The 26,282-nt window shown below is 60.0% G+C and carries 22 protein-coding genes; 19 read left to right on the forward strand and 3 right to left on the reverse strand.

Features of this window, described 5'->3' with window-relative positions; translation table 11 throughout:
• Positions 1–22 precede the first annotated feature (22 nt).
• The 9 genes from AC5I5B_RS22535 (at position 23) to AC5I5B_RS22575 (ending at position 11,750) form a co-directional block, all read left to right on the forward strand.
• Positions 23–1,030 carry an ABC transporter permease gene (locus AC5I5B_RS22535; protein ID WP_020009830.1) on the forward strand — a complete coding sequence of 336 codons (1,008 nt, stop codon included), beginning with the start codon at positions 23–25 and terminating at the stop codon, positions 1,028–1,030.
• A 1-nt stretch (position 1,031) separates the two neighbouring features.
• Positions 1,032–2,168 carry an ABC transporter permease gene (locus tag AC5I5B_RS22540; protein ID WP_020009831.1) on the forward strand — a complete coding sequence of 379 codons (1,137 nt, stop codon included), beginning with the start codon at positions 1,032–1,034 and terminating at the stop codon, positions 2,166–2,168.
• A gap of 12 nt (positions 2,169–2,180) precedes the next feature.
• Positions 2,181–3,848: an ABC transporter ATP-binding protein gene (locus AC5I5B_RS22545; RefSeq protein WP_128287055.1), complete on the forward strand. Its 1,668-nt coding sequence runs from the start codon at positions 2,181–2,183 to the stop codon at positions 3,846–3,848.
• Positions 3,849–3,869: 21 nt separating this feature from the next.
• Entirely contained in the window at positions 3,870–5,243 is a 1,374-nt protein-coding gene (locus AC5I5B_RS22550; RefSeq protein ID WP_087747010.1) for an alpha-glucosidase/alpha-galactosidase, read from the forward strand.
• 443 nt (positions 5,244–5,686) lie between these two features.
• Complete coding sequence (locus AC5I5B_RS22555; protein WP_003505642.1) at positions 5,687–6,751, forward strand: HlyD family secretion protein; 1,065 nt, start codon at positions 5,687–5,689, stop codon at positions 6,749–6,751.
• Between the two features lie 11 nt (positions 6,752–6,762).
• Complete coding sequence (gene rbbA / locus AC5I5B_RS22560) at positions 6,763–9,531, forward strand: ribosome-associated ATPase/putative transporter RbbA (protein WP_174054836.1); 2,769 nt, start codon at positions 6,763–6,765, stop codon at positions 9,529–9,531.
• Positions 9,528–10,646, forward strand: coding sequence for an ABC transporter permease (locus AC5I5B_RS22565; protein ID WP_003505644.1), 1,119 nt, complete (start codon positions 9,528–9,530; stop codon positions 10,644–10,646). The genes rbbA and AC5I5B_RS22565 overlap by 4 nt, the downstream gene beginning before the upstream one ends.
• A gap of 137 nt (positions 10,647–10,783) precedes the next feature.
• The gene (locus AC5I5B_RS22570; RefSeq protein WP_162686251.1) at positions 10,784–11,386 is read left to right on the forward strand and encodes a hypothetical protein; all 603 of its coding nucleotides are present in this window, start codon (positions 10,784–10,786) and stop codon (positions 11,384–11,386) included.
• A gap of 217 nt (positions 11,387–11,603) precedes the next feature.
• Complete coding sequence (locus AC5I5B_RS22575; RefSeq protein WP_003505647.1) at positions 11,604–11,750, forward strand: DUF1127 domain-containing protein; 147 nt, start codon at positions 11,604–11,606, stop codon at positions 11,748–11,750.
• Between the two features lie 503 nt (positions 11,751–12,253).
• Here the strand turns inward: AC5I5B_RS22575 and AC5I5B_RS22580 are convergent.
• Positions 12,254–12,697: a response regulator gene (locus AC5I5B_RS22580; protein WP_003505649.1), complete on the reverse strand. Its 444-nt coding sequence runs from the start codon at positions 12,695–12,697 to the stop codon at positions 12,254–12,256.
• Between the two features lie 479 nt (positions 12,698–13,176).
• Here AC5I5B_RS22580 and ftsZ point away from each other — a divergent pair, with 479 nt between their 5' ends.
• From ftsZ to AC5I5B_RS22595, 3 genes are all read left to right on the forward strand, one after another.
• Positions 13,177–14,139 (forward strand): cell division protein FtsZ, encoded by a 963-nt coding sequence (gene ftsZ, locus AC5I5B_RS22585; RefSeq protein WP_020810894.1) that lies wholly within the window; start codon positions 13,177–13,179, stop codon positions 14,137–14,139.
• 284 nt (positions 14,140–14,423) lie between these two features.
• Complete coding sequence (locus tag AC5I5B_RS22590) at positions 14,424–15,122, forward strand: GntR family transcriptional regulator (RefSeq protein WP_003505651.1); 699 nt, start codon at positions 14,424–14,426, stop codon at positions 15,120–15,122.
• Positions 15,123–15,231: 109 nt separating this feature from the next.
• Entirely contained in the window at positions 15,232–16,197 is a 966-nt protein-coding gene (locus AC5I5B_RS22595; protein ID WP_003505652.1) for a dihydrodipicolinate synthase family protein, read from the forward strand.
• A gap of 292 nt (positions 16,198–16,489) precedes the next feature.
• On the opposite strand, the gene AC5I5B_RS22600 is transcribed toward AC5I5B_RS22595, so the two are convergent.
• Complete coding sequence (locus AC5I5B_RS22600; protein WP_174054837.1) at positions 16,490–17,527, reverse strand: Ldh family oxidoreductase; 1,038 nt, start codon at positions 17,525–17,527, stop codon at positions 16,490–16,492.
• Between the two features lie 445 nt (positions 17,528–17,972).
• Between AC5I5B_RS22600 and AC5I5B_RS22605 the strand changes: the two genes are divergently transcribed.
• The 7 genes from AC5I5B_RS22605 to AC5I5B_RS22635 all read left to right on the forward strand — a co-directional run bounded on the left by AC5I5B_RS22605 (position 17,973) and on the right by AC5I5B_RS22635 (position 24,987).
• Complete coding sequence (locus tag AC5I5B_RS22605) at positions 17,973–18,779, forward strand: ABC transporter substrate-binding protein (protein ID WP_174054838.1); 807 nt, start codon at positions 17,973–17,975, stop codon at positions 18,777–18,779.
• Between the two features lie 72 nt (positions 18,780–18,851).
• Positions 18,852–19,517, forward strand: a complete 666-nt coding sequence (locus AC5I5B_RS22610; protein ID WP_080864430.1) for an amino acid ABC transporter permease — start codon at positions 18,852–18,854, stop codon at positions 19,515–19,517.
• 12 nt (positions 19,518–19,529) lie between these two features.
• Positions 19,530–20,183 carry an amino acid ABC transporter permease gene (locus AC5I5B_RS22615; protein ID WP_003505657.1) on the forward strand — a complete coding sequence of 218 codons (654 nt, stop codon included), beginning with the start codon at positions 19,530–19,532 and terminating at the stop codon, positions 20,181–20,183.
• On the forward strand, positions 20,176–20,898 hold the full coding sequence (locus tag AC5I5B_RS22620; protein ID WP_003505658.1) for an amino acid ABC transporter ATP-binding protein: 723 nt from the start codon (positions 20,176–20,178) through the stop codon (positions 20,896–20,898). Before AC5I5B_RS22615 ends, AC5I5B_RS22620 begins: the two co-directional genes overlap by 8 nt.
• On the forward strand, positions 20,898–22,139 hold the full coding sequence (locus tag AC5I5B_RS22625) for an NAD(P)/FAD-dependent oxidoreductase (protein WP_111781535.1): 1,242 nt from the start codon (positions 20,898–20,900) through the stop codon (positions 22,137–22,139). The genes AC5I5B_RS22620 and AC5I5B_RS22625 overlap by 1 nt, the downstream gene beginning before the upstream one ends.
• Before the next feature lie 12 nt (positions 22,140–22,151).
• The gene (lhpI, locus tag AC5I5B_RS22630) at positions 22,152–23,861 is read left to right on the forward strand and encodes a cis-3-hydroxy-L-proline dehydratase (RefSeq protein ID WP_174054839.1); all 1,710 of its coding nucleotides are present in this window, start codon (positions 22,152–22,154) and stop codon (positions 23,859–23,861) included.
• 97 nt (positions 23,862–23,958) lie between these two features.
• A complete protein-coding gene (locus AC5I5B_RS22635) occupies positions 23,959–24,987 on the forward strand; it encodes a trans-3-hydroxy-L-proline dehydratase (protein ID WP_112488739.1) in 1,029 nt (342 codons plus the stop codon).
• Positions 24,988–25,134: 147 nt separating this feature from the next.
• Here AC5I5B_RS22635 and AC5I5B_RS22640 read toward each other — a convergent pair whose 3' ends face one another.
• Positions 25,135–26,157 (reverse strand): LacI family DNA-binding transcriptional regulator, encoded by a 1,023-nt coding sequence (locus AC5I5B_RS22640; protein ID WP_174054840.1) that lies wholly within the window; start codon positions 26,155–26,157, stop codon positions 25,135–25,137.
• Positions 26,158–26,282: the final 125 nt, after the last annotated feature.

Below are 26,282 nucleotides of genomic sequence, written 5' to 3' on the forward strand. Positions count from 1 at the left end.
CCAAACGGAGGAAGACCGTTCGATGCTGAGATTCCTGACGATACGCATAGGCTCCGCCATTCCGGTGCTGCTGATCCTGAGCGTGGTGACTTTCGCCATCATCCAGGCGCCGCCCGGAGATTATGCAGACTACATCCGCTCACAGCTGATGAACCAGGGTGGAGCGTCCTTCGAGCAGGCGGAAGCGCAGGCGCAGGCGTACCGTATCGAACACGGCCTCGATAAGCCGCTTGTCATTCAATATTTCAACTGGATCGGCGGCATCATCACCCGCGGCGATTTCGGTTACAGTTTCTATTACAACAAGCCGGTCGCCGATGTGGTTGGCGAACGCCTGCCGCGCACCATCGCGCTGGCGCTGGTCTGCCACATCTTTGCATCTGTTCTCGGCATCGCCTTCGGAATCTGGGCCGCTACACGGCAATATTCCTGGGTCGACAACCTGCTCTCCACCATCGCCTTTCTCGGCATGACGATACCGCGTTTCCTGATGGCGCTGATCCTTGTCTATCTCATGGTGTTTCATTTCGATGTGTCTGAGATCGGCAGCTTCTTCTCACCGCAATATGGCGGCGCGCCGTGGTCGTGGGGCAAGTTCGTCGATCTGGTCAGCCATGTCTGGCCGGTCGTCGCCATCGCCGTCTTCGGCGGCCTCGCCTACAACATGCGGGTGATGCGCGGCAATCTGCTCGATACGCTGAATGCGCAATATGTGGAAACGGCGCGCGCCAAGGGTCTTTCGGAAGGCGCGGTCATCATGCGCCATGCCGTGCCGAATGCGGTGCACCCGCTCGTCATGTATCAGGGCGTTGTGCTGCCCTATATGCTGAGCGGCGAAATCGAGACCGCCATCATCTTCGCGCTGCCGACCGTCGGTCCGGCCATTGTCGGCTCCATGGCGGTGGGGGATGTCTACGTCACCGCGACCTTCATGATGGTGCTCGCCGCCACGCTGATCGTCGGCAACATCATCGCCGACATGCTGCTCGCCATGCTCGACCCGCGCGTTCGCGAATTCGGGAGGGCTTGAGATGGTGGCCGTTGACAACATGAAGACCGAAACCACCGCCACCCCCAAGCCCGAACGCGGCACGCAGGGCAACGAGTCCTATCTCGCCCTGGTATGGCGGCGTCTAAGGCGGTCCTTCACCGGCATGCTGGGGCTGGTGCTGGTCGTGCTCTTGATCCTGATCGCAATTTTCGCCGATTTCTTCGCGCCGATGAACCCGCTGGAAACCAATGCCAGCTTCTCGCCGCCGCAGGTGGTGCGTTTTTCTGACAAGGACGGCAATATCAGTCCTTTCCCCCGGGTTTATGCGACTGCCGAGACCGAAGAACTCGATCCGGTGACGTTCCAGCCTATCGTCGGGCCGGACTACGACAATCCCGTCTATCTCGGCTTCTTCGTCAAAGGCGCGGAATACAGGCTTTTGGGCCTCATCCCGATGAGCCGTCACTTCTTCGGCTCGACCGACGGCCAGCCGGTGCATTTTCTCGGAACCGACAAGTTCGGGCGCGATGTGCTGTCGCGCGCCATATATGGTTCGCGCATCTCGCTCGCGATTGCGCTTAGCGTCGTTGCCATCGTCACCGTCATCGGCACCAGTGTCGGCTTGATATCAGGGTATTTCGGCGGGCCGCTGGATGCTTGGGTGCAGCGCTTCGTGGAGGTGGTGCTCGCCTTTCCGCAATTGCCGCTTTATCTCGCGCTGACATCGCTCATTCCCGTCACCGCACCGACCACCGTTTTCCTCGTCTTCGTGGTTGGCGTCATGTCGGCGCTCGGCTGGGCGCAGATGTCACGCGAGGTGCGCGGCAAGACGCTGGCGCTGGCGCGTATCGATTATGTCCGGGCGGCGATTGCCGTCGGGGCCACCGACCGGCGCATCATTTTCCAGCACATTCTGCCGAATGTGATGAGCCACGTGATCGTCGCCGTCACCCTGCATATTCCGAGCGTCGTGCTGCTCGAATCCTTCCTCGGTTTCCTCGGTTTTGCGGTGAAACCGCCGCTCATCTCCTGGGGGCTGATGCTGCAGGATACCGCGACCTATTCCGTCATCGGTTCCTATCCGTGGATCCTCGCGCCGGTCGGTTTCGTGCTGGTCACGGTCTTTGCCTTCAACGCGCTGGGCGATGGCCTGCGCGATGCCGTCGATCCCTATTGAGAGGAGCGTGACATGGTAGCTAGCAAGAACAACGCCTACGCCCCCGCGATTCGTCTCGACGCCGATGACCGCAAGGACAACGCCATCATCGATGCCCGCAACATTGCCGTGATCTTCAAGGTGGAGCACGGAACGGTGGAGGCGGTGAAGGATATTTCCTTCCAGCTCTATCGCGGCGAGACGATTGCCATCGTCGGTGAATCCGGTTCGGGGAAATCCGTCACGGCTCGCACCGTTATGGGCCTTCTGACGAAGCGGGCAACGATTTCGAAATCGGCAGTCGTGCGCTTCAACGGCGAGGACATCCTGAAATTCTCGTCACGCCAGCGCCGGGCGCTGCGTGGCAACCGCATTTCGATGATCTTTCAGGAGCCGATGAGTTCATTGAACCCGATCTATACGATCGGCAGCCAGATCGTCGAGGCGATCCGGGTTCATTCGAAACTGAGCCGCAAGGAAGCCGAGGCGAGGGCGCTCGATCTTCTGCGGCAGGTGCAGATACCGGAGCCGGAAGCACGGCTGAAACAATATCCGCACCAGCTTTCCGGCGGCCAGCGACAGCGTGTGATGATCGCCATGGCGCTCTCCAACGATCCTGACGTGCTGATTGCCGATGAACCCACCACAGCGCTGGATGTGACGGTGCAGGCGCAGATACTCAACCTTATCCGCGATCTGCAGAAAAAACGCGGCATGGCCGTGGTTCTCATCACCCATGATCTGACGATCGTGAAGCAGTTTTCCGATTACGTTTACGTCATGCAGCATGGCGAGATGCGCGAACATAACACCACCGAGCGGCTGTTTGCAGCACCGCAACACCCCTACACGAAAAGGCTGCTCGCTTCCGAACCGCAGGGAACGGCAAAGCCGCTGCCGGAGAATTCCGGCGTGCTGCTCACGGCAAACGGCGTGCGCGTCTCCTTCATGATGCGTTATGGCGGGCTGTTCAAACCCGAATTGAAGGAACTGATCGCCGTCGACAGTCTGGGGCTCACCCTCAACAGACACGAGACTCTAGGGCTCGTCGGTGAATCCGGCTCCGGCAAGACGACCTTCGGGCAATCGCTGCTGCGGCTGAACGAGCCGGTGGGCGGCGAGGTGATCTTTGACGGGGAGAGGGTCGACGGCCGCTCCCGCGCTGAAATGCGGCCCCTGCGTTCGCGCATGCAGATCGTGTTTCAGGACCCCTTCGCGTCGCTCAATCCGCGCATGACCATCGGCCAGATCATCGAGGAAGGGCTGATCATCAACGGCCTTGGCCGGACCAAGGCAGAAAGGCTGGACCGGGTGCGTGATGCGCTTGAGGCGGCCGGCATGCCCGGCAACATCCTCTCACGTTTCCCGCATGAGTTCTCAGGCGGCCAGCGCCAGCGCATCGCCATTGCGCGTGCCGTGGCGCTGGAGCCGGAATTCATCCTGCTCGATGAGCCGACCTCGGCGCTCGATCTTTCCGTGCAGGCGCAGATCATCGATCTGCTGCGCAAGCTGCAGGATGAGCGGGGCCTGAGCTACCTGTTCATCTCCCACGACCTGAAAGTGGTCCGCGCGCTCTGCCACCGCGTCATCGTCATGCAGCGCGGGCAGATAGTCGAGCAAGGGCCTGTCGAGGATGTGCTGACAAACCCAAAAACAGAATATACTCAGCGGCTTGTACGGGCCGCCTTCGAAATCGCTTGAATTCCAATGCCGGAGGTAGACATGGCAAGAGATCCCAAGATCACATTTATCGGCGCAGGCTCCACGGTGTTCATGAAGAACATCGTCGGCGACGTGCTGCAGCGTCCGGCCCTTTCGGGCGCCACCATCGCACTCATGGATATCAACCGTGAAAGGCTGGAAGAAAGCGCCGTCGTCGTCAACAAGCTGATTTCGACGCTGGGGGCGAAGGCGAAGGCCGAGACCTATACCGACCAGAAAAAGGCGCTTGCCGGCGCGGATTTCGTCGTCGTCGCCTTCCAGATCGGCGGTTACGAGCCCTGCACGGTCACCGATTTCGAGGTGCCGCGCAAATATGGCCTGCGCCAGACCATTGCCGATACGCTCGGCGTCGGCGGCATCATGCGCGGTCTTCGCACCGTGCCGCATCTGTGGAAGATCTGCGAGGACATGCTGGCCGTCTGCCCGAACGCGATCATGCTGCAATATGTGAACCCCATGGCGATCAACACCTGGGCGATTGCCGAGAAATATCCGACGATCCGGCAGGTGGGCCTTTGCCATTCGGTTCAGGGCACGGCCATGGAACTCGCCCATGATCTCGATATCCCTTACGAGGAAATCCGTTACCGTTCGGCGGGCATCAATCACATGGCGTTCTTCCTCGAATTCGAACATCGCCAGCCGGATGGCAGCTACAGGAGCCTTTATCCCGATCTCGTGCGCGCCTATCGCGAAGGCCGAGCGCCAAAACCCGGCTGGAACCCGCGCTGCCCCAACAAGGTGCGTTACGAGATGCTGACGCGGCTCGGTTATTTCGTCACTGAAAGTTCCGAGCATTTTGCCGAATATACGCCCTATTTCATCAAGGAAGGGCGCGAAGACCTGATCGAGAAATTCGGCATCCCGCTTGATGAATATCCCAAGCGCTGCATCGAACAGATCGAGCGCTGGAAGGGTCAGGCGGCCGCCTATCGCTCGGCCGAGAAGATCGAGGTCAAACAGTCGAAGGAATATGCCTCCTCCATCATCAACTCGGTCTGGACCGGCGAACCCTCGGTCATCTACGGCAACCAGCGCAACAATGGCTGCATCACCTCGCTGCCATCAGATTGCGCGGCGGAAGTGCCCTGCCTTGTTGACCATAACGGCATACAGCCGACCTTCATCGGCGAATTGCCGCCGCAACTGACAGCGCTGATGCGCACCAACATCAATGTCCAGGAGCTGACGGTTCGGGCGCTGATGAGCGAAAACCGCGAACACATCTTCCATGCCGCGATGATGGATCCGCATACGGCAGCCGAACTTGACCTCGACCAGATATGGTCGCTGGTGGACGATCTGCTGCTGGCCCATCGCGACTGGCTGCCGGAATGGACGCAGGCGGAGATGAAGCGGGTGCGCGCAGTGTGAGGCGCGGTCGCTACGATAAATACGAGGCCGCGGGCTTCACCCTGCGGCCTTTGGCTATTTAAGTACAGACCCTCTCCTCCGTCATGCCGGACTTGATCCGGCATCCAGCCACGGCGCGTCTGCGCCGTGAGAGGATTCTCCTGCGATCAAGGACTTGATCGCGCTAGACCCCGGATCAAGTCCGGGGTGACGGGGTGCGGATGATGCGGCTTTGCCAAACGAGGCGGTTTCATAGGGCTTTGCAACCTCTACGGTTTGCAAACCCTCAAGGCATTTGACTTGTGTCAAGGCCACAAAACACCACGACACCTAAACAGCCCATGACCCGGTCCATTCCCTTAAACAGGAGAAATACCGGGCACAGATTCTAAACGCGATGGTGGCTGGCTTCTTCGGTTTTTACGTATTACGGTTGAAACCTGAAGGGTTCATGGGGAAGACGGATGTCTAAAAAAGGCTTGCTCATTGGTCTGGTGGTTCTGGTTGTTGCCATTGCCGCTTACTTTGCCTGGTCGAAGCTGAAGGGGGAGGGGCTGCCTTCCGGTTTCGCGTCCAGCAACGGCCGGATCGAGGCGGTCGAGATCGATATTTCCACCAAAACCGCCGGCCGCCTTCAGGACATCATGGTGCGCGAAGGCGATTTCGTGAAGGCCGGGCAGGTGCTGGCGCAGATGGACACCGCCCAGTTGGAAGCGCGGAAGCGTCAGGCCGAAGCACAGTTCCGCCGTGCGAAAATAGCAATCGATACGGCCAACAGCCTTGTCGCCCAGCGGGAGGCGGAAAAGACCTCGGCGCTGGCGATAGTGGAACAGCGCAAGGCCCAGCTTGATTCCGCCTCCAAGACCTATGCGCGCTCGAAGCAGCTGCTGACGGGCAACGCCGTCTCGCAACAGATCGTCGACGACAGTGAAGCCGCCGAGCAATCCGCCCGCGCCACGCTCGCCTCCGCGCAGGCCTCGCTTGCTGCCTCCGACGCCGCAATCAATGCCGCCAAAGCGCAGATCGTTGATGCCGAGGCGGCGGTTGATGCCGCGCAGGCCGATATTGAAAGTATTGAGACTGACATAGCCGATGCGACGCTGAAATCGCCCCGCGACGGCCGCGTGCAATATAGGATCGCCCAGCCCGGAGAGGTGCTTTCCGCCGGTGGACGGGTTCTGAACCTCGTCGATCTCGGAGACGTTTACATGACGTTCTTCCTGCCGACGGCCGAGGCTGGCCGCACATCCATGGGCTCCGATGTGCGCCTGATACTGGACGCCGCCCCGCAATATACCATTCCGGCGAAAGTTTCCTTCGTCGCCGATGTCGCGCAGTTCACGCCGAAAACGGTTGAAACCGAAGAGGAACGCCAGAAGCTGACATTCCGGGTGCGGGCGCAAATCCCGCAGGAGCTGCTGCAGAAATATATCCAATATGTCAAAACCGGACTGCCCGGCATGGCCTATGTCCGGCTTGATCCGCAGGCCGCCTGGCCGGAAAATCTCGAACGCAATCTCGTCAAGTGACGGTGGCCACCATGGTCGCGCCTCCCGCAACGAATGACAGGAACGCACCGGTCGCGCGATTGACCGATGTGCGGCTGACCTTCGGAAGTACCATTGCGCTGGCCGATATATCGGTCGAGATTCCCGCAGGGCGGATGATAGGGCTTATCGGGCCTGACGGTGTTGGCAAATCGAGCCTTTTGTCGCTCGTTTCCGGCGCGCGGGCCATCCAGAAGGGCAAGGTAGAGGTTCTGGGCGGCGACATGTCCGATCCGCGTCACCGTGAGGATACCTGCCCGCGCATCGCCTATATGCCGCAGGGTCTTGGCAAGAACCTTTATCCCACCCTGTCCGTCTTCGAAAATATCGACTTTTTCGGCAGGCTGTTCGGACAGGGCAGCAGGGAGCGGCAGGCGCGCATTGCCGAATTGCTGAAGAGTACCGGCCTCGAACCATTCGCCGATCGCCCCGCGATGAAGCTTTCCGGCGGCATGAAACAGAAGCTGGGGCTGTGCTGTGCGCTGATCCACGATCCGGACCTGCTTATCCTCGATGAGCCGACCACAGGCGTAGACCCGTTGTCGCGCCGGCAGTTCTGGGAATTGATCGATTCCATCCGGGCCGGGCGTCCGGGCATGAGCGTCATCGTCGCCACGGCCTATATGGAAGAGGCCGCCGGTTTCGATTGGCTGGTCGCCATGGATGGCGGCAAAATACTGGCTACCGGTTCGCCCGCCGAACTTCTCGAGCGCACTTCGGCACCCAATCTCGATGCAGCCTTCATCGCGCTTCTTCCCGAAGAAAAGCGCAAGGGTTACCACGAGGTCCATATCGCGCCGCGCAAGGTGACCGGTGAGGGCGATTACGCCATCGAGGCGTCGCATCTCAGCATGCGCTTCGGCGATTTCACCGCCGTCGACAATGTCAGCTTCAAGATTCCGCGCGGCGAGATTTTCGGTTTTCTCGGCTCCAATGGCTGCGGAAAATCCACGACCATGAAGATGCTGACCGGGCTTCTGGCGGCCAGCGAAGGCGAGGCCAAGCTCTTCGGGCACAAAGTGGATGCCAGCGACATGGCGATCCGTCATCGCGTCGGTTACATGAGCCAGGCCTTTTCGCTTTATTCAGAACTGACGGTGCGGCAGAACCTCGATCTTCACGCGCGCCTGTTCAAGCTGCCGGAAGAAACCATTCAGCCGCGTATTGCTGAAATGGCCGAGCGCTTCGATCTTGGCGCGGTCATGGAGACGCTGCCGGACGACCTGCCGCTCGGCATCCGGCAGAGGCTGTCGCTGGCGGTGGCGATGATCCATTCGCCTGACATTCTCATCCTCGATGAGCCGACCTCCGGTGTCGACCCGGTGGCGCGCGACGGGTTCTGGCAAATCCTCGCCGATCTCTCGCGCAACGACAATGTCGCCATCTTCATCTCCACCCATTTCATGAACGAGGCGGAGCGCTGTGACCGTATTTCGCTGATGCATGCCGGCAAGGTGCTGATCAGCGATACGCCTGATGCGATCACCAAGAGCCGAAATGCCGCAACGCTTGAAGAGGCTTTCGTCGCCTATCTCGAGGATGCCTCGGGTGTGAAAAAAGTGGAACCTGTGGCACCGTCGGCTCCGGCAACTGAGGTGCCCACGACACAACATGCCGCCCCCGTCCGCAAGAGGTTTTTCGATTTCAGGCGCATGTTCAGCTATACCCGCCGTGAGGCGCTGGAATTGCAGCGTGATCCCATTCGCGGCACGCTGGCGGTGCTCGGCAGCGTCATCCTGATGTTCGTCATCGGATACGGTATCAATCTCGATGTCGAGGACCTGACCTTTGCGGTGCTGGACCGTGACGATTCCACCATCAGCCGGGATTATGTGCTCGATATCGCCGGCTCGCGTTATTTCATTGAAAAGGAACCGATCCGCGATTATGCCGATATGGACCGGCGGATGCGTGATGGGGAACTCAGCCTAGCCATTGAAATTCCCCCCGGTTTCGGCCGGGATGTCTTGCGCGGCAAGACGGTGGAGGTGGGCGCCTGGATCGACGGCGCCATGCCGCAGCGGGCCGAGACGGTGCGCGGTTACGTGCAGGGCATGCACCAGACATGGCTGGCGCGCAAGGCCGCCGAGATTTACGGCAGCGCCGCCACGCAAAACAGCTTCAGCATCGAAACGCGGTATCGTTACAATCCTGATGTCAAAAGCCTCGTCGCCATGGTGCCGGCGGTCATTCCGCTGCTGCTCATGCTCATTCCCGCCATGCTGGCGGCCCTCAGCGTCGTCAGGGAAAAGGAGCTTGGCTCCATCGTCAATCTTTATGTGACGCCAACCACGCGGCTGGAATTCCTGATCGGCAAACAGCTTCCCTATGTCGCCCTCGGCATGCTCAACTTCCTGCTTCTGACGGCATTTGCGGTCTTCGTCTTCCAGGTACCCTTCACCGGAAGTTATCTCACCTATGCGGCGGGAGCGTTGCTCTACGTCATCATCGCCACCTCCATTGGCCTTCTCATGTCGTCCTTCATGAAGAGCCAGATCGCGGCGATCTTCGGCACGGCCCTGCTGACGCTTATTCCGGCCACGCAATATTCCGGCATGATTGATCCCGTCTCATCGCTGCAGGGTGCCGGCGCCTTTATCGGCAACATCTATCCCGCGACCTATTTCATGACCATTTCGCGTGGGACCTTCTCGAAGGGGCTTGATTTCGCCGGGCTTTCCGGCTCGTTCCTGCCGCTTCTCATAGCCATTCCGCTGCTGCTCATTGCCGGTGCCGCACTTTTGAGGAAACAGGCGTCATGAGGCTGTTTTCGTCCAACATCTTCCAGCTCGGCATCAAGGAACTGCGCGGCCTTGCGCGTGACGGCATGCTGCTGCTCCTCATCGTCTATGCTTTCACGCTGCAGATCTATACCGGCTCCAGCGCGCTGCCGGAAACGCTCAACAATGCCGCCATCGCCATTGTCGATGAGGATCAATCGCCGCTTTCCGGCCGCATCAGCACGGCGTTTTATCCACCTTATTTCGCGCCGCCGAAGCAGATTTCCATCGCGGAAATGGACAAGCGCATGGATGCGGGCCTCGATACTTTCGCGCTCAACATCCCGCCGGATTTCCAGCGCCGGCTGATGGCGGGCCAACAACCCGCCATCCAGCTCAATATCGACGCCACCCGCATGAGCCAGGCCTTCAGCGGCGGCGGTTATGTGCAGAGCATCGTAACGAGCGAAGTTCAGGAATATGTCAACCGTTATCGCGGTGCGATTTCGGTGCCGGTGGACCTCACCCTGCGCTCCCGCTTCAATCCGGAGCTGGACAAGTCCTGGTTCGGCTCGATCAACAACATCATCACCGCCATCACCATGCTGTCGATCGTGCTGACGGGGGCGGCGCTCATTCGCGAGCGGGAGCATGGCACGGTCGAGCATCTGCTGGTCATGCCGGTCACGCCGCTGGAAATCATGCTCAGCAAGGTCTGGTCCATGGGCCTTGTCGTGCTGGTGGCTTCTGCGTTTTCACTCTTTGTCGTCGTCAGGGGGCTGCTTGCCATTCCGATCGAAGGCTCGCTTTCGCTTTTCCTGCTCGGAACGGCATTGCAGCTCTTCGCCATGACCTCAATGGGCATATTCCTCGCGACCGTCGCCGGTTCCATGCCGCAATTCGGCATGTTGCTGATCCTGTTCCTGCTGCCGCTGCAGGTGCTCTCGGGCGCCATGACGCCGCGTGAAAGCATGCCTGATATCATCCAGTACATCATGCTTCTTGCGCCAAACACCCATTTTGTCATTCTGGCGCAATCGGTGCTTTTCAGAGGGGCGGGGCTGGATGTGGTCTGGCCGCAATTGCTGGCGCTGCTGGCCATCGGCTCCGCGCTCTTCGTTTTTGCGCTTCGCCGTTTCAGGCGGTTCCTGCGCTGACGACAGCCGGATTTTCCGCTTGTTCTGCCCATTTCCACGCAAGTTGAATTAATTGTGTTCGGTAACGGTATGTTCGCCTTCCGTGAATATGCCTATGAGGACGGCTGGGTAAGCGGGCTTTGTTCAGGAGTAGCAAAATGAATATTGCAGCACGTCTTTCACTGGCAGCCATGATCGCTCTGGCGGCAACACCATCCCTCGCGTCGGAAGATATGACGTCGGAGACGAGCGAAGCGATATTCGGTTTTGGCGGCGCCATGACGAAAGAAGACATGCTGAAAAGTGCAGCCCTCTTTCCGGTGGAATATGAGCGCAACGCCATTCTGGGCGGCGGCTACCAGTTTTATCCCTACCATATCGGCAACGTGAAACTCGGCGGCGAAATCGGCGCCGCTGCCAGATTTGGCAAGGGCTTTACGGGTGAAGTCTGGGTGGGTTCGGTTGCGCGTTACGAGCAGATCAGGCTCGGAGAGCGGCTGTTCATCACGCCAAGCTTTACCGCCGGCCTCAGCCTTGTCACGGATGCGCAGCGGGGCCGCGAGCGCGAACAGGAAATCAAGGACGACGGCAATGCCAATGTCCTGTTTTATCTGGGGCCGGAAATCAACGTGTCCTTCAGCGAGGATTCCTCGACGGAATTCTTCTGGCGTCTTCACCACCGTTCCGGCGGTGGCAAAACATTGGGCAATATGAAAGGCGCCACAAACGCCAACGTCTTCGGCGTCCGCTACAAGTTCTGAGCGGCAGGGATGGTCCCACGCCCGGTGAACTGTCTGAATTTCAGTCACGTTTCTTTTTCGCCGCAAACCGTCATGGGGAACCCGTGCATGCAGTGCATGGGTGGATTGCCTTATTCTGCCTGTTAATTCGTCACCGAAAAGCGCATATAGAGGACATCAAAGGACGCCGGGACGAAAACGTTACTGACGTCACCTAAACCTCAGAAAGGGTAATGTCATGAACGTAGCACGCAGCTTCAACAATTGGCGCAAATATCGTCAGACCATCAACGAACTCGGCCGTATGAGCAGCCGTGAACTGCACGATCTCGGTATCGATCGCAGCCAGATCACCAGCGTCGCCCGCGCCGCCGTCGGTAAGTAATCATAACGATATTGCCGCTATTGAATGCCCAAACGCCTGCTTTGCGGGCGTTTTTGTTTTGGAGGCCTCTCCTCCGTCATCCTCGGGCTTGACCCGAGGATCCATTGCTTTCCACGGGTCAGGATCCTCGGGTCAAGCCCGAGGATGACGTTGAGTATGTGCAAAGCGATGTCATTCCACGCCTGAGGACGACTGAAGCGAACCAATCGCCAGGAATTTTCGACGATGAATATTGCCATGCACAAAACGCATATCTGCGCTGCAACCTTGTGCCTGTCAAACGCGCAGAAAAATGGTATCTTCAAATCATCGAAACGGATGTACCTCCTCCCACATCCTTTCGGTAATGCGGGCGATCCTACTCCTCCTCCCAAAGGATTGCCTCGGGGACAGCGGTTTTCCTCCTCCCATATCGCTGTTCATCTTTTCAAAAAGCCTGCCGCACCTCCTCCCGCGGCAGGCTTTTTTGTTTTCGGAAACTTCCCTTTATTTTCAGGATTATCTCAGTCGAAAGCCATCATGCCGATGGGCGTTACGGCATGGGTGCCTGCGCGTCTGGCAAGGGCATAAGCAAGGCACTGCTCCACGGCATCCTGCGGCACGGGCTTGGCGATCACGCCGGCGCCTATGCCGAGATTGACGACGACTTCGGGGTTCGCCGTCATGAAGATCACCACCACGCCATGGTCTTCGGAAAGCCGCCGCCCGATCTCCGGGCCGGTCTGTCCGTCGGCAAGATTGACGTCGACGAAGGCGATATCGGCGCGGCTGCCAAGCGCCACGGCCTCTTCCAGCCGGTTGGCGATGCCGATGACATCAGCCTCTTCTTCCGCCTGCAAAATGGAATCCTCTATATCCATGGCGATGAGGAATTCGTCTTCCACGATCAGCACACGCGGCTGTTCCGTGCGGAAACCCGGTTCGTTCTGCAAGACGTCTGCCAACATATGCCTGTCTCCATTCTGTGTGCTTCAGAGCACCGGACCGAAAAGTGCAGCGCGGTTTTCGGGCCTTCGATGCGTCAACTATGCCTGGAGCGGGAAGGGCCGGTTCCGTTTTATCTCCCGCCGCTCCAGCGCGGTCGGCAAGCAAACACTTGTCGGCGTAACTCGTTCCAAAGTGAGATAAACATAGTGAATGGAGTGTAAACGGCGCGCCTTTTCGGCTATCACCTCTAGGAAGCGAAGCATTTGATTCGGTTCGGTTTTCATCCGGGGAAGGGGTCGGAGAACGTCGCCGTGGAGCATCTTTCGCCCCCTGGAACGCCGGTCTTTCGCCATTATGGGGCGATAGGCCTGCATGAAAATTCAAAGCGTTACAGCCTCTTTCCCGCTCGGGGAGGAAGCGCTGGGACCTTGCCGATCATTCGCGTGCCGCGGTCAAAAAACGGCGCGGGACCCTATGAGTTTAGAAAGAGAATAAGACGATGACCCAGTCTCCGCGCGCCACCATTGCCCGCAACACGCCCAATATCGCCGTCGTCGGCGTCGGTGGCGGTGGCGGCAACGCGATCAACAACATGATTGCCGAGGGCATCGGCGGCGTTGATTTCATCGCCGCCAATACGGATGCTCAGGCGCTGAAGAAAACCGATGCGCCGCGTCTCGTGCAGCTCAGCTCCGAACTGACCGGCGGGCTTGGAGCGGGCGCTGATCCGGAGGTCGGCCGGCAGGCGGCGATCGATTCCCTCGACGAGATCATGGATCACCTGAGCGGTTACGACATGTGTTTCATCACCGCGGGCATGGGCGGCGGCACCGGCACGGGTGCTGCCCCCGTCATCGCCGAAGCCTGCCGGGCGAAGAACATCCTGACCGTCGGTGTCGTCACGCTTCCCTTCAGCTTCGAGGGCGCGCGCCGCATGCGCGCTGCTGAATATGGCTTTGCCAACCTGCTCAACACGGCCGATACCGTCATCGTCATTCCCAACCAGAACCTGCTGCGCATCGCCGATGCCGGCACCACCTTCGAGAATGCGCTGAAGACGGCCGACAAGGTCCTGTCGCTTGGCGTGCGCTGCATCACCGATCTCATCCTGCGCGAAGGCCTCGTCAATCTCGATTTCGCCGATGTCCGCTATGTCATGAAGAATGGCGGCCGTGCGCTGATGGGCACGGCGCAGGCCAAGGGTCCGAAACGCGCCTCGGAAGCGGCGGCCGCAGCCATCGCCAATCCGCTGCTCGGCGAACCCTCGCTGAAGGAGGCGCGTGGCGCGCTGGTATCCATCTCGGGCGGCAACGATCTGACGCTTTATGAAATCGACGAGGCGATGACGCTGGTGCGCGAAGCTGTGAGCGAAGAGACCGACGTGGTTATGGGCGCTTCCTTCGACCCCACGCTTGATGGTGCCTTCAAGATTTCCGTCGTGGCCACCGGCCTGCGCAACTAACGTCTTGTTTGAGGGGCGGCATTGCTGGGCGTTTCTTCTCCTCGCCGGGGAGAAGGGACAAGCCGCGTATTCTTGGCTCCCTAGAGAAATCGTCTTTCCTTAAGCGGGGTAATAACGCCCACGCCACAAACCGAACGATTAAAAGCCGTCGCGGGCAATTTTCGCGACGGCTTTTTGTTGTTTTTGAACAATTATTCCGCCATTCGAAGAGGCGACGGGGCTGCGCGGCGTTGATTGCGAAAAAATATAATAGTACTCTTTATGTCGACAAGAGGGATTTGATGATGACGGATATAATTGCTTCTGCCGAGCGCAAGCGCGGCTCCGGCGTGAAGATGGTCTATGATCTGCTGCGCGACGAGATTCTCGATCTGGTTCTGCCGCCGGGCAGCCCCATCGACGAGGTGCAGCTTGCCGAGCGGTTCAAGATGTCACGCACGCCCATCCGCGAGGCACTGGTGCGGCTTTCGGGCGAGGGGCTGATCGATACGCTGCCGAACCGCTCCACCATGGTGTCGAATATCGATTTCCTCAACATGCATACCTATTTCGATGCGCTTGTGTTGATGTACCGGGTAACGACCCAGCTTGCCGCGCAATATCACCGTCCGGAAGATCTGGCCGGAATCCGCGCCCACAACGCGGAATTCGCCATTGCGGTCGAGGAGCAGGATGCGCTGGCGATGATTTCCACCAATGCCGCCCTTCACCTTTCCATCGCCGAAGCCGGGCGCAACCCCTATTTCACCAGCCTGTTCAAGCGGCTTTTGGATGAGGGACGGCGCATCCTCAGGCTTTATTACCAGTCCTATGATGATCGTCTGCCCAAGCGTTTCGTCGATGATCATGAAGAGATGATCGCGGCGATTGCCGCTCGCGATATCGCTCTTTCCGAAAGGCTGGCGCGGGAGCACGCCGAACAGATCGTGCGGCAGGTGCAGAAACTGCTGGTGCGAAACGAGCGGCTGGAAATAAATCTGTAGCTTGTCGATTACTTGTCGACAAATAAAATACAAGATAGTAATGTCCCTGTCGAAAGGGTGGCGCGGACGTGCCTCCATTCCCGAAAAACATGTCCCTTAGGAGCTAGTAATGACGGCCAGCATTTTTTCCGGCGTGATTCCCGCCTTGATGACCCCCTGCAAGGATGATCGCACCCCTGATTTCGATGCGCTTGTTCGCAAGGGCAAGGAACTGATCGCCGATGGCATGTCGGCCGTGGTTTATTGCGGTTCCATGGGCGACTGGCCGCTCCTGACGGATGAGCAGCGCATGGAAGGCGTGGAGCGCCTGGTGAAGGCTGGCATTCCGGTCATCGTCGGCACCGGCGCGGTCAACACGGCGTCTGCCGTTGCCCATGCTGCCCACGCCCAGAAGGTTGGCGCCAAGGGTCTGATGGTTATTCCGCGCGTCCTGTCGCGCGGTTCGGTCATCTCTGCCCAGAAGGCGCATTTCAAGGCCATCCTCGCGGCGGCTCCTGAAATCCCGGCCGTCATCTACAACAGCCCCTATTATGGCTTCGCCACCCGTGCCGATCTCTTCTTCGCGCTACGCGCCGAGCACAAGAACCTCGTCGGCTTCAAGGAATTCGGGGGCCCGGCGGATATGCGTTACGCTGCTGAAAACATCACCAGCCGTGATGACGACGTCACTCTTATGATCGGCGTCGATACCGCCGTTTTCCACGGCTTCGTCAATTGCGGTGCAACCGGCGCCATCACCGGCATCGGCAACGTGCTGCCGAAGGAAGTCATTCACCTCTGCAAGCTGTCGCAGGCCGCCGCCAAGGGTGATGCGGATGCCCGCGCCCGTGCGCTGGAACTGGAACAGGCGCTCGCCGTTCTCTCGTCCTTCGATGAAGGCCCGGATCTGGTTCTCTATTTCAAGCACATGATGGTGCTGAAGGGCGACAAGGAATACACGCTGCACTTCAACGAAACCGATGCCCTGACGGACAGCCAGCGCGGTTATGTCGAAGCGCAGTTCAAGCTGTTCAACAGCTGGTATGCCGACTGGAGCAAGCTTCCGGGTGCCGTGCAGGCCTGCAAGGCTGCCTGAGCAGCCGCTGATGTGAAAACAAAAGGCCCGCAAATGCGGGCCTTTTTGCATGTCATGAGGTTTGATGTCTCTCCTCCGTCATGCCGGACTTGATCCGGCATCCAGCCGTGGCGCGTTTGCGCCGAGAGGAATGAGCCTTTCGCGATCAAAGACTTGATCGCACTGGACCCCGGATCAGGTCCGGGGTGAGGGGGCAGGGGATGCTGTGCAGTCGCAAAAGACGCTGAGTGACTTTGTCATTGCGAGAAGGCCCGCGTTCGCGAGCCTTCTTGTTTCCGCTTTCCAAACGCGGTCAGGAGACCGCGTCCAGTCCCTTCTCCAGCAGCCGGTCGAGGCTGCCCATTTCAGCAGCGGTCAGCGTAATACCTTCATTTTCCGATTTGGCACGGGCGGCAAAACGGCGGCCGGAGGGCAGGCGGGCGCCCTGGCCGATGATGGCGTCAAACAGCACTTCCGCGCGCTGGAAGGGGTCTCCCGGCCGCCCCTTGGCAAAGGCCTCCGGGGAAAAGGCGACGATCAGTTCCCCATGGAAGGGCGCAAGCGTGGTGGTGCCGAGATAGTCCAGCACTTCGGGACTGGTGAGGTCGCCGATCATGATGCCGGCGAGAAGCTCGATCATGGTGCCGATGGCAGAACCCTTGTGGCCGCCAAAGGGCAGCATGGCGCCGGCAAGGGCCGCCTCCGGGTCCGTCGTCGGATTGCCGTCTGCATCGACCGCCCAGCCTTCGGGTAAAGGTTTTCCCGCGCGCCGGTGCAGTTCTATCTCGCCGCGGGCGGCAACGGATGTCGCGAAATCAAAGACGTAAGGCGAGGTGTCCTTGCGCGGCCAGCCGAAAGCGAAGGGGTTGGTGCCGAGCAGCGGTTTGGTTCCTCCCGTCGGCGCGACGGTGGAATAGCTCGGGCACATCACCAGTCCGGCCAGCCCGTTCGAGGTCAGTCCCTCCACCTCGGGCCAGAGCGCCGAAAAATGGGTGCAGTCATTGATGACGAGTGCGGCGACGCCCAGACGTTCCGCGCGTTCCACCAGAACCGGCAGGCCAAGCTCGAAGGCAGGATTGGCGAAGCCGCCATTGGCATTGACCTTCACGATCGCCGTACCGTCATCCTCGGCCACATCAGGTGTGGCATCGGGCTTCACCTTGCCGGCCTTGACGGTGCGCAATGCGCCTTCAATGCGGTAAATGCCATGGGACTTGCAGGCGTCGCGCTCACCGGCGGTGATGACGCGCGCCAGCGCTCCCGACTGCACGGCATTTAAGCCAGCCCTGCGGAAAATCGCCTCCACCCGCTGAAATAGTTCATCGATGGTCAAGGTGGTGGTGTCGCTCATCATAATCCTCCGATATCGGCTCGCACATTTTGAATACATAAAGTATACAAAGGTAGAGGTAATGCAACGTGTCTTTTCGGTGCGGCTGTGTCAGAGCGGAAATCCACTTTATCGGACACAAAGATTCCTTAGGCCCTCATTCCTGTGCTTGTCACAGGAATCCAGCAGACGCGCGTCTGCGCGTTGGAAAGACTCTATTCAGCCCAAAGACTTGGGCTGGCTGGATCCCTGTGACAAGCACAGGGATGAGGGGCCTTTGATGTTTCCGCTCACCTTGTCGGCTCCTCGCACCAGCTTTCGAAACTAATCCACTGAACATCATCAGTTCGCACGTGCACAAAATTCTTTTTGTATACTCATTGTATTTTTATGTTGATTTATCGCTTTCTTGGGGAAATAGTGACCGCGCCTTCAAGGGCAGACCAATTCTGGGAGCAAATCAAGAATGAAAAAATCGGTCATTTTCGCCGGCCTGCTGGCCGCCACTTCCGCTATCACCCCGGCCAAGGCCGACAAGCTTGACGACATTATTTCGTCCGGCACGCTGCGTTGCGCCGTTGTGCTCGACTTCCCGCCGATGGGCGCGCGTGATGACGCCAACAATCCTGTTGGTTTCGACGTCGATTATTGCAACGATCTCGCCAAGGCGCTCGGCGTCACGGCTGAAATCGTCGAAACGCCGTTTCCCGAGCGTATTCCGGCGCTGATGTCCGGCCGCGTCGACGTTGGCGTTGCGTCCACCTCCGATACGCTGGAGCGTGCCAAGACAGTCGGCATGACCGTGCCTTACTTCGCCTTCGAAATGGCCGTTACCGCCAACGACAAGTCGGGCATCAAGTCTTTCGAAGACATGAAGGGCAAGACCGTTGGCGCAACCGCCGGCACCTTCGAAGCCATCGCGCTCGAAAAGTCGGTCAAGGAGTGGGGCGTCGGTGAATTCCGTCCGTACCAGACGCAGGCAGACGTGTTCCTCGCACTCAGCCAGGGCCAGATCGACGCCACCGTTTCCACTTCGACGGTTGCCCAGTCCAACGTGAAGGGCGGCAAGTTCGCCAGCATCTCCGTGGTCGGCAAGGCGCCGTACGACATCGACTATGTCGCGCTCTTCACCAACCGCGATGAATACGGCCTCATCAACTACCTGAACCTCTTCATCAACCAGCAGGTTCGCACTGGCCGTTACGCCGAACTCTACGAAAAATGGGTTGGCGGCGAAGTGCCTTCGCTCACCGTCAACGGCGTTTATCGCTGATCAGGACTTTTCGTAAACGGCGCGGTCGAAATGATCGCGCCGTTGATCGTTTCTGAAAAGGCGGGACACTTAATGTTCAACTATACATTCCACTGGAATCAGGCGCTGAAGGCTCTGCCGCAGCTTCTGGACGGTGCGGTGGTGACGCTGCAGATCGCCATTCTGTCGATGGTGATCGGTCTGACCTTCGCCATCGCGCTGACGCTGTTCCGGCTCTCCGGCAACCGTATCCTTGGCGCTTTCGCCTCCGTCTGGGTAGAAGTCGCCCGCAACACGCCGGCGCTGTTCCAGATTTACATGGCCCATTTCGGCCTTGGCAATTTCGGCATTCATCTGAGCCCCTATACGGCGCTTCTGGTCGGTATCGCCTTCAACAATGCCGGTTATCTCGCGGAGAATTTCCGTGGCGCGCTGAAAGCCATTCCCGATACGCAGACCCGTTCCGGCCGTTCGCTCGGCATGACGTCGATGCAGACCTTCCGTCTGATCATCATGCCGCAGATGCTGCGCGTCGCGTTTCTGCCTGCCACCAACCAGATGGTCTGGGCAATCCTCATGACCTCGCTCGGTGTCACCGTCGGCATGAATACGGATCTCGCCGGCGTCACACAGGCCTTGAACGCCCGTTCGTTCCGCACCTTTGAATTCTTCGCGCTCGCCGCGGTCATCTATTACGTGATCGCCAAGATCGTCACGCTTGCCGCCCGATTACTGGCCGCGCGTCTGTTCCGTTATTGAGAGAGGTGAGCCATGTTTGAAACCGCTCTCACCTGGAGTGATCTCGCCTTCCTGGCCAAGGGTGCCGGCATGACGCTTGCCGTCACCGCCGTCGCCGTCACGGCAGGCACCATCATGGGGATCATCTTCGGCATCATCCGTTTCCAGTTCGGCCCCTATTGGTCGCTGCCGCTGACCTTCATTCTGGATATTTTCCGTTCCGTGCCGCTGCTTATCCAGCTGGTGCTCGGCAATGCCTTCCAGTCGATCGCCAAGCTCGGCTGGCCGCCATTCACCACCTCCTGCGTGGTGCTGTCGCTTTATACGGCGGCCTATTGCACAGAGATCGTGCGCGGCGGCATCGGTGCGGTGCCGTCGAATACGCGGCGTGCCTGCCGGTCGCTCGGCATGACGTGGTCGCAGGACATGCGCTACATCGTGCTGCCGCTTGCCACCCGCGTGTCGCTGCCCTCCTGGATCGGCTTGACGCTCGGCGTCATGAAGGATTCGGCGCTGGTGCTGTGGCTCGGCCTCATCGAGCTTCTGCGCGCCTCGCAGATTCTCGTCACCCGCCTGCAGGAACCGCTGACCATCCTGATGATCTGCGGCGCCATCTACTTCCTTATCAGTTTCCCCATCGCCCGTTTCGGCGGGTATCTCGAAAGACGGTGGTCCCCCAATGATTGAGATCGAAAACGTCCGCAAATCCTTCGGCCCGCTGGAGGTTCTGAAAGGGATCAACCTTACCGTCAACAAGGGCGAGGTCGTCACCATCATCGGCGGCTCCGGTTCCGGCAAGTCGACGCTGCTCACCTGCATCAACGGCCTCGAGCCGATCGACAGCGGCAAGATCGTCATCGACGGCACCGAGGTGCACGCCAAGTCGACCGACCTGAACAAGCTGCGCCGCAAGGTTGGCATCGTCTTCCAGCAATGGAACGCCTTTCCGCATCTGACCGTGCTTGAAAACGTCATGCTCGCGCCGCGCAAAGTGCTCGGTATTTCCAAGGAGAAGGCTGAGGAAATCGCCGTCAAGCAATTGACCCATGTCGGCCTTGCCGAAAAGCTGAAGGTCTATCCGAACCGCATGTCCGGCGGCCAGCAGCAGCGTATGGCGATTGCCCGCGCGCTTGCCATGTCTCCGGAATATATGCTGTTCGACGAGGTCACCTCTGCGCTCGACCCGATGCTGGTGGGCGAGGTGCTCGATACGCTGAAGATGCTGGCGGATGAAGGCATGACGATGATCTGCGTCACCCACGAAATGGCCTTCGCCCGCGATGTCTCGAACCGCGTCGCCTTCTTCCATCAGGGCGTGATGGCGGAAATCGGCACACCGGACCAGCTGTTCGGCGCACCGCAGCATGCTGAAACCCAGAAGTTCCTGGCGAGCGTGCGGTAATGCCTGCACATGATGTCATCGTCATCGGGGCCGGCGTCGTCGGCCTCTCGGCGGCAATCGCGGCGCAGGGCCGCGGTCTTTCGGTCACGGTCATCGACCGTGAGGGACCAGCAGCGGGCGCTTCAGCCGGCAATGCCGGCGCCTTTGCCTTCACCGATATCCTGCCGCTCGCATCGCCCGGCATTCTCTGGAAAGCACCTAAATGGCTGCTCGATCCGCTCGGTCCGCTCAGCGTGCCGCCCTCCTATGCGCTGAAGATCGCGCCGTGGATGTTTCGGTTCTGGCGGGCCTGTGCCGCCTCGAAGGTGGAACATTCCACCGCCGCCCAGACGGCGCTGATGGATCTGTCGAAGGTCGAGCTGGAGCCGTTCCTGAAAAAGACCGAGACAACAGCCATGCTGCGCAAGGAGGGCAACCTCCAGGTCTATGAAAGCGACGCGGAGTTCGAAAGTTCGCTTCCCGGCTGGAAGGCGCGTGAGCGCCACGGCATCGAGTTCCGGCATCTCAATGCCGAACAGATGGCGGAGATACAGCCCGGCATCGCGTCGCGTTTCACCTGCGGCACGTTCACGCCGGGATGGTATTCCATCGCCGACCCGAAGCTCTACACGCTGGCGCTGGCAGAACATTTCCGGGCCATAGGTGGGCGCATCGAACGCCTCGATATCGCGTCGCTCAGGCCGCTTGAAGATGGTGTCGAGGTGGTGAGCCATGACGGTCGTACCCGCAAGGCCGCCAAGGTGGTGCTGGCTGCGGGCGCCTTTTCGCATCGCATCGCCCGTTCACTCGGGGAAAAAATTCCGCTGGAAACGGAACGGGGGTATAATACCACATTGCCGTCCGGGGCTTTCGATCTGCGCACGCAGGTGACCTTCGGCGGCCATGGTTTCGTCGTCACGCGGCTTTCTTCCGGCATCCGCGTCGGCGGTGCGGTCGAGCTGGGCGGGCTTGAGCTTCCGGCCAATTTCGCCCGTTCCGAGGCGCTTCTGGCCAAGGCGAAAGCATTCCTGCCGGGCCTGAAAACCGAGGGCGGCAAGCAGTGGATGGGTTTCCGGCCGTCGCTGCCGGACAGCCTGCCGGCCATTGGCGAAGCACGGCACACGGCGCGGGTGGTTTATGCTTTCGGCCACGGGCATCTGGGGCTGACGCAATCGGCGGGCACGGCCCGCATCGTCGCCGATCTTCTGACGGGGCAAAAACCCGCCATCGATACAAGGGCATTTTCGCCGCAACGTTTCTGACGGAGATTTCCAATGTCTTCTGCCGTTTCGACAACAGCCGTTCCTGAAGCCCGCAGCATTCTGGCCGGTGCGGCCGAAGGCCCCGTGATCGCCACGACAGAAGCGTTGAGTTTCTGGGGTGGTGTCGATCCCGCCACCGGCAGGGTGATCGATGTGCATCACCCGCTGCACGGCATCTGTCTCACCGGCGGCGTGCTGTTCATGCCGACCAGCCGCGGCTCGTGCACGGGGTCGGGCGTGTTGCTTGATCTCATCCTCACCGGCCGCGCGCCGTCCGCACTGGTTTTCTGCGAGGCGGAAGATGTGCTGACGCTGGGCGCACTTGTGGCGGCGGAAATGTTCGACAGGGCGCTGCCGGTCATACGCCTCGACGCCGAAAATTTCACCCGCTTTTCCCGGGCCACCAATGTTCGTATCGATGGAAACAGCATCGAGGCCGATGGCCTGTCGCTTGCCATCGCGCCGCCGGCAATTGCCCATCTCGACCTCGAGGATGAAGACCGGGCGATGCTCGAGGGTCGGGATGGCATTGCCGTGCGTCAGGCCATGCGCATCATCGTCGCCATGGCGGCCCAGCAGGGGGCGTCTGCGCTCATCGATATCACGCAGGGTCACATTGACGGCTGTATCTATGCCAGCCCCGCCAACCTCACCTTCGCGGAAAAGATGGCTGATATGGGCGGCAGGGTGCGGGTGCCGACGACCATGAACGCCATTTCGGTGGACAAGGCGCACTGGCGGGCGCAGGGCGTGCCTGATGATTTCGGCGATCCGGCCGCGAGACTGGCGGATGCCTATGTGCGCATGGGCTGTCGGCCCACTTTCACCTGTTCGCCTTACCTGCTCGACAGCGCGCCGAGTGCCGGCGAATCGATCGCCTGGGCCGAATCGAACGCGGTGATCTTCGCCAATACGGTGCTCGGCGCACGCACTGCCAAACATCCTGACTTTCTCGATCTCTGCATTGCACTGACGGGCAGGGCGCCATTGTCAGGCGTTTATCTCGAAGAAAACCGTCGTCCGCAGCGCATTGTCGACGTGGCTTTGCCTGAGGGCATCAACGACGCCTTCTGGCCGCTCGTCGGTTATCTCGCCGGTAAGGAAGCGCCGGATTGTATTCCGCTGCTGCGCGGCCTCGGCTCTGCAAAGCCGTCTCGGGATGATTTGAAGGCGCTCTGCGCTGCTTTTGGCACCACCTCCGCAGCACCCATGCTGCATATCGAGGGTGTAACGCCGGAAGCCGGGTTAACCCCGATTGACACGGCTGACACCGTCACCATCTCGCTTGCCGATATGGCCGCCGGCTGGTCGCTTCTCAACGAAGGACCGGAAGAGGTGCAGCTTGTCGCCATCGGCAGTCCGCATGCCTCGCTGGAGGAGTGCCACGCTCTTGCGGCTGAATTTGCCGGCCGCAGGCGCCATGCGGATGTCGCCGTCATCGTCACTGCCGGTCAGCAGGTCATCGATGCGGCCGGGCAGGACGGCACGCTGCAAAGCCTGCATGGCAGCGGCGTGCAGGTGCTGCCTGATCTCTGCTGGTGCTCGATTTCCGAGCCGGTCTTCCCAACGAAGACCCGCGCCCTGATGACCAATTCCGGCAAATACGCCCATTACGGGCCCGGCCTCAGCGGCCGCGCGGTGCGCTTCGGCAGCCTTGCCGATTGCGTTGAAAGCGCGCTGACCGGCCGAGTTGCTTCCCGTCTTCCCGCCTGGCTTTCCTAGAGCGCGTTCAGACGCGCTCTCGATCTTTCGTTTTCCGCATTTTCCGGACGTAAAACCGCTACGCACTTTTACTGGAAATGCTCTTGAGGAGAATTCAATGCGCAGTATCAAGACCGTTCACGTCATCTCCGCCCATGCGGAAGGCGAGGTGGGGGATGTGATCGTCGGTGGCGTCAGGCCGCCACCGGGTGAAACGATCTGGGAACAGAGCCGATTCATCGCCCGCGATGAGACCCTGCGCAATTTTGTGCTCAACGAGCCGCGCGGCGGCGTGTTCCGCCACGTCAACCTGCTGGTGCCACCGAAACATCCTGACGCGGACGCCGCCTTCATAATCATGGAGCCGGAAGACACGCCGCCCATGTCCGGCTCCAACTCCATCTGCGTCTCCACCGTGCTGCTGGATGGCGGCATCGTGCCGATGCAGGAGCCGGAAACCCATATGCTTCTGGAAGCCCCCGGCGGGCTGGTAAAGGTGCGCGCCGAATGCCGCAACGGCAAGGCCGAGCGTATTTTCGTGCAGAACCTGCCGAGTTTCGCCGCGAAACTCGATGCCGAACTTGAAGTCGAAGGCCTGGGTAAGCTCAAGGTTGACACGGCTTATGGCGGCGACAGTTTCGTCATCGTCGATGCCGAGGCTATGGGTTTCAGTCTGAAGCCGGAAGAGGCGCATGACATTGCCCGCCTCGGTGTGCGCATCACCAATGCCGCCAACAAGGCTTTGGGCTTCGACCATCCCGAAAATCCGGACTGGCGGCATTTTTCATTCTGCCTGTTCGCGGGCAAGGTGGAGCGCACGGCGGAGGGTCTGCGGGCAGGGGCGGCAGTCGCCATCCAGCCGGGCAAGGTCGATCGTTCGCCGACCGGCACGGCGCTTTCGGCCCGCATGGCGGTGCTGCATGCGCGCGGCGAAATGAAGGAAGGCGAAGCGCTGACGGCGGTGTCGCTGATCGGCTCCACCTTCACCGGACGCATTCTCGGAACGACAACGGTTGGCGACCGTCCGGCCATCCTGCCGGAAATCTCCGGCCGCGGCTGGATTACCGGCATCCACCAGCACATGCTTGATCCCTCTGATCCATGGCCGGAGGGGTATCGGCTGACGGATACCTGGGGCGCGCGGTAAGGGCGATACACCGCGCTTCCCTCATCCCTGTGCTTGTCACAGGGATCCAGTCAGCCCAAGTCCTTGGGCTGAAAAATCCCTTTCGCCGCGCAGACGTGTGTCGGCTGGATTCCTGTGACAAGCACAAGAATGAGGAAAGAGAGTGGATTAGCTGCCCGCCCGCTTCGTCGTCTCCCGCACGATCAGCTCGAACCCGACATCCACCCGCGCACCCTCGGGAATGGCAGCGTCCTTTTCTGCCTCCAATATCGAAAGCAGCAATTCGCCCGCCTTGCGGCCGATCATCTGGGCGTCGACCCTGATCGTAGAAATCGCCGGATAACATTGCCTGCCGATATCGAAATCGCCAAAACCGAGGATGGAAATGCGTTCGGGCACATGAATGCCGCGGCGATGACATTCCATCAGTGCGCCGACGGCGGAAATATCCGAGACGGCGAAGATGGCCTCGACATCCGGGGCCTTGGCCAGCAGCGAGCCGAGCGTCTTTGCCCCGTGGTCATAGGAGACCGGCGCACTGCCTTCGCGGATGATGAGATCGTCGGCAATGCCGGCTTCGCGCAGCGCCGCGCCAAAACCGAGAAGGCGGGTTTCGCCGCGCCAGTCCTTCACGTCGCCATCGGCTCTTGAGCCGAGCGCACCGATTCTTTTAAATCCAAGTGATATCAGATGTTTGGCGGCGGTTCTTCCCACTTCGTAATTGGAAAAACCGACCGCGTGGTCGATCGGGTGTTCGGGAACATCCCAGATTTCCACGATCGGGATGCCGGCGCGCATCAGCACTTCGCTCGCCATCTTGGTATGCACCGTGCCGGCGACCACTATGGCATCGGGTCGGCGCTCCATCATGGTGCGGATGACGCGCTCTTCCTCCTGCAGATCGTACATGGTGTAACCGATCAGCAACTGGTAGTCGGCCGCGCGCAGCGCATTGGCAAGCCCTTGAGCGCTATCGGCGAAGTTGGAGTTGGTGAGCGTCGGCAGGATAGCGGTGATGAAATTGGTACGGCGGGAGGAAAGCGAACCGGCGATTCGATCCGGCACATAGCCGAGCTTCTCGATGGCCTTCATCACCTTCTGGCGAGTGTCTTCAGACACCAGCGCCGGATCCGCCAGCACCCGCGAGACGGTCATCTTGGAGACGCCCGCGAGTTTCGAGACGTCGCTCATGGTAGCTTTTTTTGACGTGACTAACGCTGCGGCCAAGGGCGTGCGCTCCACCAAAGCATGTCTCCCTAAATTCGAACCGGTTCAGGACAAGACATACACGAAGATATCAAGGGAAAGCACGCCGC

This window comes from Agrobacterium sp. (genome assembly GCF_059499945.1).

Coding starts and splice junctions, on each gene's coding strand:
- AC5I5B_RS22535 (WP_020009830.1), top strand. CDS start 23: ATGCTGAGATTCCTGACGATACGCATAGGCTCCGCCATTCCGGTGCTG.
- AC5I5B_RS22540 (WP_020009831.1), top strand. CDS start 1,032: ATGGTGGCCGTTGACAACATGAAGACCGAAACCACCGCCACCCCCAAG.
- AC5I5B_RS22545 (WP_128287055.1), top strand. CDS start 2,181: ATGGTAGCTAGCAAGAACAACGCCTACGCCCCCGCGATTCGTCTCGAC.
- AC5I5B_RS22550 (WP_087747010.1), top strand. CDS start 3,870: ATGGCAAGAGATCCCAAGATCACATTTATCGGCGCAGGCTCCACGGTG.
- AC5I5B_RS22555 (WP_003505642.1), top strand. CDS start 5,687: ATGTCTAAAAAAGGCTTGCTCATTGGTCTGGTGGTTCTGGTTGTTGCC.
- rbbA (WP_174054836.1), top strand. CDS start 6,763: ATGGTCGCGCCTCCCGCAACGAATGACAGGAACGCACCGGTCGCGCGA.
- AC5I5B_RS22565 (WP_003505644.1), top strand. CDS start 9,528: ATGAGGCTGTTTTCGTCCAACATCTTCCAGCTCGGCATCAAGGAACTG.
- AC5I5B_RS22570 (WP_162686251.1), top strand. CDS start 10,784: ATGAATATTGCAGCACGTCTTTCACTGGCAGCCATGATCGCTCTGGCG.
- AC5I5B_RS22575 (WP_003505647.1), top strand. CDS start 11,604: ATGAACGTAGCACGCAGCTTCAACAATTGGCGCAAATATCGTCAGACC.
- AC5I5B_RS22580 (WP_003505649.1), bottom strand. CDS start 12,697: ATGTTGGCAGACGTCTTGCAGAACGAACCGGGTTTCCGCACGGAACAG.
- ftsZ (WP_020810894.1), top strand. CDS start 13,177: ATGACCCAGTCTCCGCGCGCCACCATTGCCCGCAACACGCCCAATATC.
- AC5I5B_RS22590 (WP_003505651.1), top strand. CDS start 14,424: ATGACGGATATAATTGCTTCTGCCGAGCGCAAGCGCGGCTCCGGCGTG.
- AC5I5B_RS22595 (WP_003505652.1), top strand. CDS start 15,232: ATGACGGCCAGCATTTTTTCCGGCGTGATTCCCGCCTTGATGACCCCC.
- AC5I5B_RS22600 (WP_174054837.1), bottom strand. CDS start 17,527: ATGAGCGACACCACCACCTTGACCATCGATGAACTATTTCAGCGGGTG.
- AC5I5B_RS22605 (WP_174054838.1), top strand. CDS start 17,973: ATGAAAAAATCGGTCATTTTCGCCGGCCTGCTGGCCGCCACTTCCGCT.
- AC5I5B_RS22610 (WP_080864430.1), top strand. CDS start 18,852: ATGTTCAACTATACATTCCACTGGAATCAGGCGCTGAAGGCTCTGCCG.
- AC5I5B_RS22615 (WP_003505657.1), top strand. CDS start 19,530: ATGTTTGAAACCGCTCTCACCTGGAGTGATCTCGCCTTCCTGGCCAAG.
- AC5I5B_RS22620 (WP_003505658.1), top strand. CDS start 20,176: ATGATTGAGATCGAAAACGTCCGCAAATCCTTCGGCCCGCTGGAGGTT.
- AC5I5B_RS22625 (WP_111781535.1), top strand. CDS start 20,898: ATGCCTGCACATGATGTCATCGTCATCGGGGCCGGCGTCGTCGGCCTC.
- lhpI (WP_174054839.1), top strand. CDS start 22,152: ATGTCTTCTGCCGTTTCGACAACAGCCGTTCCTGAAGCCCGCAGCATT.
- AC5I5B_RS22635 (WP_112488739.1), top strand. CDS start 23,959: ATGCGCAGTATCAAGACCGTTCACGTCATCTCCGCCCATGCGGAAGGC.
- AC5I5B_RS22640 (WP_174054840.1), bottom strand. CDS start 26,157: ATGAGCGACGTCTCGAAACTCGCGGGCGTCTCCAAGATGACCGTCTCG.